This is a genomic window from Haloarcula terrestris, from assembly GCF_031624315.1.
Lineage (GTDB): Archaea > Halobacteriota > Halobacteria > Halobacteriales > Haloarculaceae > Haloarcula > Haloarcula terrestris.
Genome location: NZ_JAMQOM010000026.1, coordinates 1 through 13,765, shown reverse-complemented (window position 1 = coordinate 13,765; position 13,765 = coordinate 1). Strand labels below are relative to the sequence as shown.

General features: G+C 60.6%; 16 protein-coding genes. 9 read left to right on the top strand and 7 right to left on the bottom strand.

Going from position 1 to position 13,765, the window contains the following annotated elements; genetic code table 11:
• The coding region (locus NDI54_RS21125; RefSeq protein WP_310898287.1) for a hypothetical protein at positions 1 to 432 on the bottom strand (432 nt) is incomplete at its 3' end.
• A 419-nt stretch (positions 433 to 851) separates the two neighbouring features.
• Between NDI54_RS21125 and NDI54_RS21120 the strand changes: the two genes are divergently transcribed.
• The 4 genes from NDI54_RS21120 to NDI54_RS21105 all read left to right on the top strand — a co-directional run bounded on the left by NDI54_RS21120 (position 852) and on the right by NDI54_RS21105 (position 5,116).
• Entirely contained in the window at positions 852 to 989 is a 138-nt protein-coding gene (locus tag NDI54_RS21120) for a hypothetical protein (RefSeq protein ID WP_310898286.1), read from the top strand.
• Positions 986 to 1,207 carry a hypothetical protein gene (locus tag NDI54_RS21115; protein ID WP_310898285.1) on the top strand — a complete coding sequence of 74 codons (222 nt, stop codon included), beginning with the start codon at positions 986 to 988 and terminating at the stop codon, positions 1,205 to 1,207. Before NDI54_RS21120 ends, NDI54_RS21115 begins: the two co-directional genes overlap by 4 nt.
• Positions 1,204 to 1,422 carry a hypothetical protein gene (locus NDI54_RS21110; protein ID WP_310898284.1) on the top strand — a complete coding sequence of 73 codons (219 nt, stop codon included), beginning with the start codon at positions 1,204 to 1,206 and terminating at the stop codon, positions 1,420 to 1,422. Before NDI54_RS21115 ends, NDI54_RS21110 begins: the two co-directional genes overlap by 4 nt.
• A 622-nt stretch (positions 1,423 to 2,044) precedes the next feature.
• Positions 2,045 to 5,116, top strand: coding sequence for a DUF5906 domain-containing protein (locus tag NDI54_RS21105; RefSeq protein WP_310898283.1), 3,072 nt, complete (start codon positions 2,045 to 2,047; stop codon positions 5,114 to 5,116).
• Between the two features lie 466 nt (positions 5,117 to 5,582).
• Here the strand turns inward: NDI54_RS21105 and NDI54_RS21100 are convergent, their stop codons facing one another.
• From NDI54_RS21100 to NDI54_RS21090, 3 genes are all read right to left on the bottom strand, one after another.
• On the bottom strand, positions 5,583 to 6,185 hold the full coding sequence (locus NDI54_RS21100; RefSeq protein ID WP_310898282.1) for a tyrosine-type recombinase/integrase: 603 nt from the start codon (positions 6,183 to 6,185) through the stop codon (positions 5,583 to 5,585).
• 105 nt (positions 6,186 to 6,290) lie between these two features.
• Positions 6,291 to 6,659, bottom strand: coding sequence for a hypothetical protein (locus tag NDI54_RS21095; protein ID WP_310898281.1), 369 nt, complete (start codon positions 6,657 to 6,659; stop codon positions 6,291 to 6,293).
• Positions 6,652 to 7,296, bottom strand: a complete 645-nt coding sequence (locus NDI54_RS21090; protein WP_310898280.1) for a hypothetical protein — start codon at positions 7,294 to 7,296, stop codon at positions 6,652 to 6,654. Before NDI54_RS21090 ends, NDI54_RS21095 begins: the two co-directional genes overlap by 8 nt.
• A 177-nt stretch (positions 7,297 to 7,473) precedes the next feature.
• Here NDI54_RS21090 and NDI54_RS21085 point away from each other — a divergent pair, with 177 nt between their 5' ends.
• The 5 genes from NDI54_RS21085 to NDI54_RS21065 all read left to right on the top strand — a co-directional run bounded on the left by NDI54_RS21085 (position 7,474) and on the right by NDI54_RS21065 (position 11,483).
• Positions 7,474 to 7,758, top strand: coding sequence for a hypothetical protein (locus NDI54_RS21085; protein ID WP_310898279.1), 285 nt, complete (start codon positions 7,474 to 7,476; stop codon positions 7,756 to 7,758).
• Positions 7,751 to 8,020, top strand: a complete 270-nt coding sequence (locus NDI54_RS21080; RefSeq protein WP_310898278.1) for a hypothetical protein — start codon at positions 7,751 to 7,753, stop codon at positions 8,018 to 8,020. Before NDI54_RS21085 ends, NDI54_RS21080 begins: the two co-directional genes overlap by 8 nt.
• Positions 8,007 to 8,222, top strand: coding sequence for a hypothetical protein (locus NDI54_RS21075; protein ID WP_310898277.1), 216 nt, complete (start codon positions 8,007 to 8,009; stop codon positions 8,220 to 8,222). Before NDI54_RS21080 ends, NDI54_RS21075 begins: the two co-directional genes overlap by 14 nt.
• An 89-nt stretch (positions 8,223 to 8,311) precedes the next feature.
• Positions 8,312 to 8,512: a hypothetical protein gene (locus NDI54_RS21070; protein ID WP_310898276.1), complete on the top strand. Its 201-nt coding sequence runs from the start codon at positions 8,312 to 8,314 to the stop codon at positions 8,510 to 8,512.
• A 109-nt stretch (positions 8,513 to 8,621) separates the two neighbouring features.
• Positions 8,622 to 11,483, top strand: coding sequence for a hypothetical protein (locus NDI54_RS21065; RefSeq protein ID WP_310898275.1), 2,862 nt, complete (start codon positions 8,622 to 8,624; stop codon positions 11,481 to 11,483).
• A gap of 146 nt (positions 11,484 to 11,629) precedes the next feature.
• On the opposite strand, the gene NDI54_RS21060 is transcribed toward NDI54_RS21065, so the two are convergent.
• From NDI54_RS21060 to NDI54_RS21050, 3 genes are all read right to left on the bottom strand, one after another.
• Positions 11,630 to 12,502: a hypothetical protein gene (locus NDI54_RS21060; protein ID WP_310898274.1), complete on the bottom strand. Its 873-nt coding sequence runs from the start codon at positions 12,500 to 12,502 to the stop codon at positions 11,630 to 11,632.
• Complete coding sequence (locus NDI54_RS21055; protein ID WP_310898273.1) at positions 12,499 to 13,152, bottom strand: hypothetical protein; 654 nt, start codon at positions 13,150 to 13,152, stop codon at positions 12,499 to 12,501. Before NDI54_RS21055 ends, NDI54_RS21060 begins: the two co-directional genes overlap by 4 nt.
• 123 nt (positions 13,153 to 13,275) lie before the next feature.
• The coding region (locus tag NDI54_RS21050; protein ID WP_310898272.1) for a hypothetical protein at positions 13,276 to 13,765 on the bottom strand (490 nt) is incomplete at its 5' end.

Genomic DNA, 13,765 nt, shown 5'->3' with positions numbered 1-13,765 from the left:
AGAACTCCAGAGCGACGCACGCTCGTACACACCCTGCAAATCATCATTTCCGACGCCACGGCGCGCGGCGTGGAATTCACGCTTCGAGAGCCAAAGACCGCGTGCCTTTGCACGGTCTTCTCTGATACCCTCTCTGTAATCTTCTGCGTCAATGTTGGCAGATGGGAGTTCTGCAACATCTTCGCCGCCGAATTGCTCATCTTCACGACGCTTTGGGTTGCTGTACCAGTAGACAGTAGCGTTCGCCGCCTTTTTTGAGCCGACGCCGGGGTATCGCTCAAGTGCATCCAGCCTCTTCCGGATCGTCTTGGCGGTCACGTCGAACGTCTCGGAAAAATCGTTAACTGTACACGGCTCCCGGCTGAGCTGAAGATGCTCGAAAAGGTCTTCTGCCGTAACTGACTCTGGCCGTCCGCGGTCTGATTCGGTCACATGCGTCTATTACACGCCTTTGCACTTATTAATTCCGTCCAAGTAGAAGAAATCGCCATATATCTTCCACGGTCCAAGAAAGTTATAAGTGGTAGCGGGGGTAACAATCAGTTACACAACAAGCAACAACGCCCCCGCTCGGAGACACCGGGCGGTCATGGGTACATCAAAAGACGGTGCAGGGCACGACCCTACAGGGTGGCTTTCCTCCGCGGTCGTGCCCGGTGAAAATCGCCTGGGGCAGATGTCGGCAACCGGCACTAACCGGTTCACTTCTGCCTAAGCGGGCCGGAACGGTAAAACTACCGTCCGGCCGACGGCGAACGACGCGGGAAACGCCATGGAGAGACATCCATGCGCGACACACCACGACACGAACGACGAACCGACGACCGACCGACCACCACCAGGAGGGTACGATGAGCGCCCCGCATTCAACCCGTGGCGCGGCAGTGCTCCTCGAGCGGATGAACGTCGACGACTGGGAGCGCTTCCAAGCCGGCGACATCACCGCTGGCCAGCTGCGACGGAAGTACCTCCGGGAGGGCGAGCGATGAGGATCACTGACCACGCGCCGCTACGCTACCTGCAGCGCGTCGACCCGACCGAGGCGTTCCCCGGCGAGCGACTCCGGGCGATGTACGACCGGGCACGCCGCGTACGTCGGGACGGCGTCGAGGGCGCTGCCTACCTGGACGACGAAACCGACGCGCTCCTCGTCGTCGACGAGATGGAGGGCGAGATCGTCACAGTCCTGAACGGTGGTCCGGCATGAGCAGTTCCGAGGCAGCAACCGGCGACGCGCGAGTGCTGAACCTCAGCGCCATCTCCGGTGTCGACATCGAACCAGCACCAGACGCGGCTGTCTGCGGCGCGAGCAGCTGCACGACGGCAGAAAAGTTGGTGCGGGGCGTCATTGACGGGGTCGGCCAGCGCGTCCTCTGTGGCCGGCACATGGCCGCTCTCGTCAAGCGTGAGGTGATGGGATGATTGGGTGCTCCAATAGCCTTATTACGGCACGGCTGGCAGTTGGTAGGCAAGAGACGCAAAGTAGTAACTACGAGAAATCAAGCGCCCGCAAAAGCCGACGATTGGACATCTTAGGCTTCTGCAGGCTCCGATGTAAACCTATCGCCCGACAGTTAGCGGTAGGTGTGTTTCGAGCTGCCGTCCTCGGGCGGCGGGCGATGTGTGACACTACAACGATGTACGCTACTCGACGACCAACGACGGAACGAAATTCGAATATGTACCGGTCAGGATGCTCCGGGGTGTCCTGGGTGTCCCGGGGTGTCCCGGCTGACCCCCTTTCCAGCCGGGACACCCTTATCGACTGTTTCAACGGCTCAGACAGCCGAATTCATAGTAAGAAATCTAAGGTGTCCTGGGTGTCCTGGGTGATTCGCAAAACCATTGCGTGTAGGTGTGCGTGTGTGCACATGCGCCCGGTAAGCGGTTTCTCAAAACAGCCGGGACACCCGGGACACCTCAGAAAAGTTACTATGATTTCGGCGGGTACACCGGTTCTATCGTCCGTTGAGGGTGTCCCGGCTGAAATGAAATCACCCAGGACACCCCGGGACCCAGCCGGGACACCCAGGGGGCGATTTGCATGACGACCGTCAGCTTTGAACCTGAGGTTATCCCGGAGGAGTTGAAAGAGCGGGACCAGTGGCTACTGTGGGACGCTTCGAACGACACTCCGCGACAACCACACTGGCGGGGGAACTTCAGAATCAGTTGGTCCGACCCGAACGACTGGCACCCCTTCGAAGAAGCGGTCGAAGCGGCTGAGGAAGTAGACAGTTGGGGGATCGGCTATGTGATGGCGAAGGACAACGATAGCCACCCCACTGGATTGTACGGCTGTCTCGATCTCGATGGCTGCCTGACCGGTCCGGAATCGCCGAAGGATTGGCTTCCGTCGTTGGCCGACTTTATCGACGAAGATGCGTACATAGAACGCTCCCCAAGCGGCGACGGTCTTCATATACCACTCGTCGGCCAGGAAGCGCCCGAGTGGTGGTCAGACTGTCATTTCAGCGACGATGAGCATGAGGGGGTCGAGTTTCTCACCAACAAGTTCTGTACGTTTACCGGCGACGCCCTGAATGCTGGCCACGGGGGCGTTGGCGCGGTCGACCCGACAGATTTCCTATTCCACGCCCACACGGAAATCGAAGGCGAGAATCCACGAGTTGAGCCCTCGGAAACGGCTCGCCGCCGCGGCGACTCGGATCTGGAATTAGAGCGCGAGGATATCGAAGACGCACTCAGTCACATTGGCTCGTCGTGCGCCTACCCGAAGTGGCGCGATATCGCCTTCGCTGTCCACGACTGGGACAGCGGGACGACCGGGAAGAATGTCTTCGAAAGTTGGTCGCGAGGGCCTGGTTGGGACGAGCAATCACAGCGCTACATCGATGCGATATGGAATGGTGCGGAACAGGGCAACGGTGTCACTGTCGGGACTTTGATTCACCACGCGAAGGAAGCCGGTTGGACGCCCCCGTCCCGGAGCTCGAAAGGCCACGCAGTGCGCGAGGCGCCGGATACGCCAGAACCAGCCGAAGGGGCAGGTTGGGAAGATGTGCGGCAGTTGTACGCGCTCGCGCAGGAAGACTCAGACATTGACAAAGGCCCTGCTCGACAGGCGGCCGAAGGCGTGCTCGAGGATGAAACCAGTTGGATGTGCGTCAACGAGTCCGACCAACTGTGGGTCTACGACTCCGAGAGCGGGACCTACGGGAAGTACGGCGAGCAGGTAATCGGAACGACTCTCAAAAAAGAACTCGGTCCCCACTACACCAAAGCAGAAAGGTCGGAGGTCATCGCCCGTATCAAAGACGGAAACCGGGTCTTCCGCCGGGAGTTGAACGCCCGTCAGCACGACGGTGCGCTTCTCTGCGTCGGAAACGGTGTTGTGAACTTTGACACCGGGAAGATGCTGGACCATGACCCCGAGTATCGGTTTGTCCGGGGTCTCGATACCGACTTCCCAACGCCAGAGAATGGATTAGAGGCAGACAAGGAGAGGGTGCTGGAGTTCATGGATGATATCACCCAACGGGAAGCCGACCGTGACACGCTCCTCGACCACTTAGCACACGGGTTGATGCCCGGACACCCCTACCGCGCGTTCGTTGTAACGTTCGGACCTGGTGGGAACGGGAAGACGCAACTCGCTCAGTTGTTCACTGGGTTTGTCGGAGAAGACAACGCAGCGAGCGTCGAAATCGACGAACTGGTGAATGATGATTTCGCTACGGGAGATCTGCCTGGCAAGTTCCTCAACTGGGGCGACGATATGAGCGGCGACGGCGGCGGTACGCTTCAGGAGCTCTCTACGCTAAAGAAAGCATCCGGGGGCTCGAATATCCGAGCGAACGAAAAGTACGAGAAGACCTTTAATTTCCAGAACGAGGCGGCGCTGTTCTTCAGCGCGAACGAACCGCCGCGCTTCGGCGAAGTGAAGCCGTCGATCAAAGACCGCCTCTACCCGATTGAAATGCCGTACAGGTTCGTTTCTGACCCGGACCCAGACGACCCGATGGAAAAGGAAAAAGTTCCGAAAGTCGCCCAAAGGCTGCTTGAGGACGCCGCCGCGATGCGCGGTCTTCTGGAGCTGGCAGTCGAACACGGTCAGCGACTTCGAGAAAACCGTGGTGAGTACAGTATGCCAGAAGAGCCCGACGAGCGGTTCGACATCTATAATCAGGAAGCTGACCCGATCGTTAGATTCGCGGGGACTGTTGTCGAACCGGCCGACGGGTCAATGAAAATCCGGAAAGACGACGCCTACAGAGTCTATCAGTCGGTAATGGATGCCTGGCAAGAGAGGGCAGCCAGTGAGCGAGGATTCAAACGCCAATTCCCGGGGACCGTAGATTCCGACGTAGAAACCGCACGGTCGCGGGCACTTGCCACCGACGACGACGAAGACGACAGAGTCCGCTGCTGGAAGCGTATAAGGTGGACAGAAGAAGCGACTCAGTATATGCCGGATTGGATGCAGGACCGCTACACCGACCACTTCGATGACGCGGTCGATGCCGATAGCGCCAACGTTGACAACTCTGACAGAGGTGACGAACTGCCGCTGTCACCGACCGAGGTATCGACCGAGAATATGGCCGACAATGGCCGTCTGCCGGCGATAGAAGCGACTGTCACCGGCAAGCACATGGACCGTTTCAACAACCGAGCGGGGCACCTGTCAGGTGACAACGGCGGGATAGACTACACGGCTGTGAGCACGGGCGCGGACACCCTACCAAGTGGCGCGACTGTCCGGGTTGTGAACGCGAAGCTAACGAAAAGCGAACTGGGTGCGCTGGAACTGGAAATCGACCCGACGACCGAAGTGGCTGTCATCGACACGCCAGACACAGACACGGACAGCGTGGGCGACGGTGAAGCGGCCACGGACGGCGGCGAAGCGGTCGAAACCGACGAGACCGACGACGACGGCCAGGACACCGACAGCGATGCACACGTCCAGCCAAAGCCGATAGTCATGAACGCCCTGTACGAGGCGGTCGAGAACAACGACAACCAGCCAGCGGAAGCGGCCGAAGTGCTTGCTGTGTGCGAGCTCCCCGAAGCGGTCGTGCTCGAGACACTCGAGGAACTGAAGACCGAGGGCGCGGTCCAACCGATGAACGGAGGGTACATCCCGACTTAGCGGCATCAAACCACCGGGGGTAACGCGGAAACGACAGCCGACGAACGGGGTTTAAACGGACACCCGTTTAAATAGTCACGCGACCCACCGAGACACACTTTATATGCCAAGATAACGGTTAGTTTCCTTATTTGTGGTGTTGTTCTGAGCGCGGTTTGTATTAATCAGATAAGAAAAACCAACGCGCTGTCTTGCGATTTGTCGATTTTCACATCCGGCAGTAGAGGCGCTATCACTACGGTTCTGTTTCTGGTAGGTTACGCCCGGAATCTGTTAGCAAACGCAGGAATCAGTGATTACTATCGATAAATGTACAGTTACCGCTTAGAATCGCGGGCGGGACACGCCCGCAGATGGTCCATGTACGACCGATACGCCCGCCCGCACATCGAGCAGATTCCTTCTCGGTGCGGGCAGTCGCGGGTGTTGTGGTCGTTCGACACACACAGCAGGCAGTTCATCGCCATTACAGCCCCCCGTTCAGTTCTGCAAACGCGTCGTCGATGACGTCCTCGCTGGGGGCGTTCAGGTACGGTTCTATCGCGGCGAAGCTATCCCACCCACCGACGGCCATCACAACGCGCGGATTCATCTGCTGGTCGACGAGGAGGCGCTGTGCGAAGCGCCGGCGCAGGTCGTGGGTGCTGACCTTCCGGAAGTCCTCGACGCCGCTCTCGTCGGCAGCACGCTCCGCTGTGCGCTTCACAGCAGCGCGGACACCAGGCTGTTTCAAATCGATAACGGGGTCTCTCGGTGCGATGTTGTGCTCGTTCTGGTAGCGCTGGAGGTCGCGCTCGACGTGGTCGGGGAGGTAGGCATCGCGAGGCTTCCCGCCGTTCCCGGTGGTATCCTTCCCAGCCTTGATGCGCAGGCGGTACTGTCCGCTCTCGGTTTCCTTCACGTCGACGGGCCGGACCTGCGGGATCTCGAAGGCGCGCAGGCCGACGAACGCGCCGAGCTGGATGATGATATCGTCACGCTGGCTGTTCGTGGCTCGGCGGAGGTCCTCGATCTCCTCGTCGGTGAGCCAGACTTTGTGTTCGTCACCGGCTGTTGCTTCGATACGCATTACGATTACTTTAGTTTCCGTTACTCAAGAAGCTAATGACCAGCCGGACACACCGGGTTTCGAGTGAAAATCAGGGGTATCTGTTCCGACTTGTATAACAAGTCGTTACCAAGATTCGCCGACCGGATACGGCGACGTCGGAAACTCGTCTCGAAGGGCGCCCATGAGCGCTCCCATGTCTTCGATACTCACTGTTGATTTGGGTTCGCGTTCAATCCCCGCCTCGTCGTACATCGCAGAGAGACACGTCCGCCTCGAGTCGCTGACAGACAGTGTTCGGTCACCGTCGGATAGGCATTCGACTGCGGCGGCGATGTCCTCAATAGTGAGTTGCTTCGGTTTGTCAGTGTCGACGCCGACGGTCTCGCGGAGCTGTCGAATCGCTTCGCCTCGGGACGAGTTGACCGAGTACCAAACCCCTTGAGCTTCGGCGGGCCATTGCCCGAAATTGGGTGGATACCAGACTTCACTCATTGCCACCAACCCACTTGTAAGATCGGGAATCTGGCTGTTCGACGTAGCCCTGCCCGACCGCGTGCTGCCAGGCGCCCCGGATGACCGAGCGCCAGAGCGTGTCCGGTGTCCGCTCTTCCGGGTCGTCCTCTGCGAGCCCGTCGAGCGGTACGTCGCTTTGCCGAACCGGCTCGCCTGTGTCGCGGAGCCACTCCAGGGACGCCCGCGCAACCGTACGATTCGCCGCCTGCTCATCATCCGTGCGTCCGTAGGACCAACCGGCGAGCGCGTCGGCTATCGGGTCAGCGGGTACGGAGTCGTCGTGACTCTCGACGGTTTCGGCGGCTTCGGTCCCGTCGAGAGGTGTATCAATACTTCCCTGGGCCTCATCGCTGTCCTCTGTCCGCGGGTCCTCGACGAACTCATACAGCCCGCGAGTGACCTTCTTCACCCAACCGGCGGACGTGAGACGCGTCAGCGCTGTGTTGACGGTACCTTTTCCGTGGCCTGACCGCTGCCGGATCAGGTACGGATTTGCGCGCCACTCTTCGCGTAGGACGTCGAGGACGTCTTCTTCGGTATCCGACGGAGAATAATCACGGTTGACCATGTCGTCGGTAGTTGCTTCGGCTTTACTTAGTTCTGAGGGCGTTCTCACGCTGTAATCACTCCGTCTTCGTATTCACTTAGAAACAACATAGTGTTTACGGCGTAAATACTAAGTCAACACAGAGTATACAAGAAGTTACGCACGGGACGACGCCACACCTCGAAAGGGATTCAAGAAGTGGCCGACGGGCGCTGATACGCCCTCGACCGTGCTGGAGAACCAGCAATGGCAACTAACACCACCACGTCGGATAACTCCGACGACCGACGCCAGAGTACAGCGAAGAACCACCACGAAACGACCGCGGAATCCGTCATGGGCGAACTGAAGTTCGAACCAGACGCTGCTCGGTTCCAGATCGGGAAGCTTCACGGGCACTCGCTCGTCGATATCTCGATCAACAACGACGCTCTCAGCATGCGCTCGATCCTTGAGCCCGACCAGGCCGAACGTATCGGAGAGCGGCTCCTCAGCATGGCAGAGGCGGCGCGGGAGGACGCGGATGGATAGCGACGTGCCAGATATCGACAGCGTCTCGGCGGAGCTCAAGGACGCCGGTACTGGAAACATCGAACTCCAGGGCATCAGGAGCGATGTTGACCTGCGTGTGGCACCTATCCGCGAACCGGGCGTCGACATAGACGTCACTATCGAGTTCACCGTCTTCGAGATCGGCACGGTGACGCTCTCGCTTCCCGAAGACGACGCGCTGGCACTAATCGACTCGATAGAACAGGCCCTGGAGGTGGATGGCTTCGATGAGCTGTATTGAGGCAGACCGACGGCGGATGGCGATCCAGCAGGTCCTTGCACCACAGATAGATATCACGGCCGACCAAGTCCGGGACGCCTACGACTCCGACAGTCCGGAAGAGATGGCGACTCGCCTTCGACAGGCCCGGGCGAACATCGAACTGCTCGCTGAGTTCGCTGACGCACTCGCAGAGCAAGATGAGGGGGTCTGGAATGGCTGACGTACACGCTTCCCCCGGGGTTGATGCGGACAGAATGGCCTTCCGTTCACCTCTCAAGCGCCCTACCACCGATATCGCGCTGAGAAGCAATGGAAATTGAGTGTGACCGCTGCGGGGAGTCGTTCGATACGGACCGCGACGGCGTGGCCGCCGGCCAGGACACCTCCCGATGCCCGGCCTGTGGCAAGAGTTACGACGTCGACGGAAGTGACGCGAGCAAGGCTGCCGCGGTGAGCGTCGGGAGCGACGACGACGAGGTTCATATCCACGTCCACGTCCACCGCGAATAATTCCCTCTCCGATTTTAGATAAGACTTCTTACATACCCAAAACTGGTTTTGTCGATACTGCCGAATATCTGGAGTATGGAAGCTCTACTTCCAAAAAGAGGTGTGACAGATGGGGTTCTTTGACTGGTGGAGCTCGAACGGCGACGGGTCGTTCACAGATACGCAAGACGACGGTGGAGAGAGTCCCGATGCGTCGTCCGACGATAGCAACGACTCGGCAGGCGGCGACAGCACGCCAGAGCCCACCGAAAGCCAAGACCGACTGTTCGACGGGTCGACGGGCGGTCCCAGCAGCGATTCAGACAGTCCGTTCGACGACAGTGGGCCGTCGACGCCTGAACCGCCGTCCCCAGACAACGATAACCCGTTTGACGACGGCGGCGGGAGTTCCAGCGACGGTGGTGCCAGTTCGTCCGGCAGCTCGTCGAGCGGCGGCGGGTCGTCCGGCAGTAGTGGCGGGAGTTCTGGAAGTGACGACAACAGCCCGCCGGTCGGCAACACGCCAAGCAGCGGGAACCTGCCGTCTCAATCAGGCGACAGCACAGAACCAAGCCAGGGAATCGGGCCGGGCGGTGTCGAAGGGAGCGAAGCGGCCACGCCCGACGAAGAGACGGACAGCCCGGACAACGACTCGACCGAGAACATCGATGCCACGCGCACCGGCCGCCTCGAAGACACGGCCGACGATCCCCGTGTTCGGGAGCAGGCCCAGTCCCTCGAAGACCAGGTCGCCGGGCAGCAGGTGACCGACGTCGTCGACGGGCTGAACACCACCGGCGCGGAGCTTCGCGAAGAGGACGTCGAAGTGACCCGCGACGGGGACACGCTCGAAGCCGGGCTGTCGCCTGTCGGGCGGGAGCGGGTGCGGAACATCGCGGAGCGCCAGGCCGATGAGCAGGCCGAGCGCGCTGTCGAAGACCAACTGAACGAGCCCTTCACAAACGCCGATGTGTCCGTCGACAACAACGGAAACGTCGGTGTGTCCGAAGACGTGCAACAGGAGGCGACGGAACAGGCTATCGCGGGTGCAAACCCTGGAGTTCGGGAGGACGATGTTTCCTTCCAAAACGGACAGCCACAGGTTGAGCAGCCAGAACCGACCGACCCGGCCGAGCAGCTCGAAGAGCGTACCGGGCTGGAAGAGGGGCAGGATTTCACCGTCGAAGATGGACAGGTGAACGTCACACAGAGAGGTGCCCAGCAGATCCAGGCCCGCGAAGAGCAAGAACAGGGCGATATCTTCTCCGGCGCTGTCGAACAGGTCGAAGGCGTGGCCGGCATCGACGTGCCAGGCGACGGGTCGCTCGTCGGCCGTGGGCGTGAAGACGCGGCCAATGCCAACGACGACCGCTTCGGTGACGACCTAACCGGCATCGACGACACGCTCGCCGGTGCCGGGCGGTTCGTCGACGATCGTCTTATCAGCCCGGTGACCGACACGGCGGGCGACGTGTTCGCGCTGGGGCAACAGGGCAGCCAGCTCGCCGGCGCGGGCAACCCTGTTGCGCTCGCCCTCGGCACGGCCGGGGCACAACAGTCGGCCGACGCGCTCGACGACACCGAGACGCGCGTGGGTGACCTGGCACGCGGCGACGCCGGGCAGCAGAGCGACCCCGTCCAGCTCGAAGCGTTCGGGGAAGGCAGCGCTCGCGGAGCGGGCGCCATCGCGAACATTCCGGCGCTCGCCGCGACGGGCGTGGATGCAACCGAGTTCACCGTCGAAGCCGGCGAGCAGACAGTCGAAGGCGACGGCGGGGAGTTCGCACAGGAGGCGACGGAAGCCGGCGCGCTCCGGGCAGGACAGGGCGCGGAGTTCGCATCAAACAACCCGACGCAGTTCACCGGACAGGTCCTCGGTGGTGCGCTCGCGAGCACTGCGGCGTTCGGTGCCGGTCGGGCAGTGGCCGGTGCCCGTGGCGCGAAAGCCGCCGGTGTCGCTATCCAGCCCGGGGAAGAGGCGCTGCGGACCGCGCTTCGCGGTGCCCGGGCAGCACGGCGGGCTACGCCGGACACGCCCGACGCGCCCGACCTTCCCGACTCCCTCAAGCGGTTCATCGACGACACGCGCGGCCAGCAGACCTTCGGCAGCCGGTCGGACAGCGACACCTCCGGGAGCAGTACCGACACGGACACGACGACGATAACGGCCGAAGACCTGGGCGGCACGCAAGCGCGGTCGTCTGACCTTACCCGTGGTGGGCGGTTCGGCAGCGAACCGAGCGGTGGTCGGCAGCCCGAAGCGACCACCGACGTTCCCAGCGGTGGCGACCCGACGAACCTTGGCTTCCGGTCGGCTGAAACCGAGCAAGAGACGGGGACCACAGCCGATGCCGATGCAAAGCCCCAGCAGGACCTACGCGAGCAGGCCCAGCAGCAGGAAGTGACCCAAGCCGCACGGACGCCTGGCCGGTCGTCGGCCGCTGCGGCGGCTGGTGTGGGTGCGGGGGTAGGGGCTGGCGCCGGTGACTTGGTCGGACAGGCCGAGCAATCGGCGGTCGAAGATGTGTTCGACGACACCGGCTTCGGGAGCGCGACTGACACCGAACTGAACATCGGGACGGGGACCGGCCTCGAGCTGGGCCAGGAGTCCCGCAGCGAAACACGCACCGAGTTCGGACAGGAGTTCCGCAGTGAACTCGGCACCGAAGCACGTACCGAGACGCGCACAGAGACGCGCACCGACCAGCGCCAGGAGCTCGGCACCGAGACACGTACGGAGATCGGGCAGGAGTTGCGTACCGAGACGCGCTCCGAGCAACGCCAGGAGCTTCGCACCGAACTCGGCTTCGAGACGAGCACGCGCACGGAGACGGACGTCGACCTGGGCGATGTGTTTGACGACGACGAATCCGGACCGGTCGACTTTGGCGCTGCCGACGAGGTGTTCGATACCGGCGTGGTTCAGTCGTTCGACGAGTTGAACGGTGGTGGCAGTGACGATCCGCTGGACGGCTTCGACCAGCTGCTGTGAGCGGCCACGCTCGCATCTTGGAAGCTCTGGGTTGAGATTTCCCAGACAAGTGTGTCTGTATATATGTACTCTTTACTTGCCTTCCTTCCACCACCAACATCGCCGCCGTCTGGCGATTCCAATACTGTTTGTGGAAACTGACCCGCTCAGGCGTCGGGATTCACGGTATTCTCGTAAACCCAGGTGTGAGAGCAATCGATGATATCAGCCACTTCACGGCCTGACAGTCCTGTATTACGCATCGACTGTGCGATTTCCACACGCGTCTTTTTGCGCTCATCTTCCCGTATCTCTTCAGGGTCTACCCGCTTCGGCTGTTCATCCTCATGCAGTGCGTCAGCGTCGGTCGTCGCACTCGCCAGAAGCCTATCTTTGCGTTCGTCAAGGTAGTTGTAGTGTCGGTCGTTCCGCGACGGCATATCCGGGAATCCAATCCGCTCATCGTCCAGTCCCCGGGTGCGAATGTCCCCCTCAGCGAAAGAAGTCGTCACCTCGTACGCTTTGAAGTACCCAATCGGCTCTTTGAGACAATGCAGTCGGTACTCCGCTTCACGACGCATCGATTTCGACACCTTCCCCCAGTGAGGGACAGTCGCCAAGGTGACAATCCGCTTCTTCCTCATCAGCTGCCACCAATTCCCGAGTTCGACGTTCTGGCCGCTCATTTCTCGGTAGGCGTGTCCTGCCCCTGCCCCAGCGAGTTCGTCGAGAATAATCACCGAGGGCTGCTCTTCGCCCGGGTGTTCGCGGACACGTCGAAGGTACTCAGCACCGGACAGCGTCATATCCTCTTCGCTGAAGTCGTAGTCGAATACTCCCGACAGGATCTTCGCCAGGAAGACGGCTAATCCCGTTTTGCCACACCCCTTTTCCGAGTCTTCGGCATCGATTATCAGCTTGGCGTCCCCGGCGCGCTGGCCGTAGACGCCGCTCATCAACGAGTCCCAAAACTCGGTGTCGGAGAGATCCTCTTTTTGCTCGCGTTCCTGCGCGACGAGATCGTAGTAGCTCACACTCATTTGTCGAGATCGTCGAGCAGGTCCGAGTACTCCCCATCAACCTCTCCCCCTTTCTCGCCGGTCTTCACGCCGAGGTCGAGGGCAGTTAGGAGCGTGTTCGTTGCCCGGTACGCTTCCCGCGATACGTCGACCGGCACAGTGAGCTCAAGCCGGGTCGTCTCTTCGGTCGTCGGTGAGCCACGGCGGTTTAGCGTTTCCTCGTAGGTCACATCGACCCAGCCGCCCAAGTCGGGATACTGCCCGACGCCGACGACCTGAACCGATTCGGCTGAGTCTCGCGGGATACCGTCATTCACTTCGACCGCGTCAATGTCGCGGTGCTCCAACCCCAGCGCATCGCCGACCGTGAACTCGGCAATGGGCGCTTCGTCCCACAAGATGTTCCCCTCGGGCGTTCCCTGGAACAACGCTTCACATTCCAATACGTACGATTCAACGGCCGAGCGTGCCATCTCGCGAACCAGTCGCTCCGCCTCATGGTCGGGCTGTCCACTCCGGTGGGCTTCCAGCCGATGCCCGCCGACTTTCCGGAGCGCTTCACCCGCTCGCTCTTTCGCATCGAGGATTTGTCTGTGTCGAGTCCGCTCGACGAACTCGTCGACGTTGTCGGCCACGAACACGGTCTCGTCTGGAATGTCTGAGTCACTCATTAGTATCTCCCCCCTGAGCATCCGATAGTCGGGCAGTTCCATCCCGTCCCCGGGTAATGCTTCATTGACTCTCCGCAGGAGCTGCAGGTCGGTGTGTGGGGTAAGGAGCCACCGAGTTCCATTTTATCTACCCCATCCATACCCAAGCATTTCACAGACGAACTCGTCAAAAACGTCCCCTGCGTGGAGCAGCGCCTCGTACGATGGGAGAATGGCATCCAACCGTTCGACAGATATGTCGTCTTCTGGTTGCTTGTACTCCTCAGCCAACTCGTCGCTTTTGTCTCGTGCCAAACGGGAGAACTCTTCTAACCCTTCAACACCGTCGAATAATTCGACCTGTTTTGTGTAGTAATCAAACCGCCGTTCGTCTATTGCCCAGCGTCCCAGGTCGACTTCACCCGCATCATCCATTCCGCTCTTTTGCTCGTACGCTATCGTGAAAACACGCGTGGCAAAGACCATTGAGTCCATGTACTCAAGCAGAGAACTCCAGAGCGACGCACGCTCGTACACACCCTGCAAATCATCATTTCCGACGCCACGGCGCGCGGCGTGGAATTCACGCTTCGAGAGCCAAAGACCGCGTGCCTTTGCACGGTCTTCTCTGATA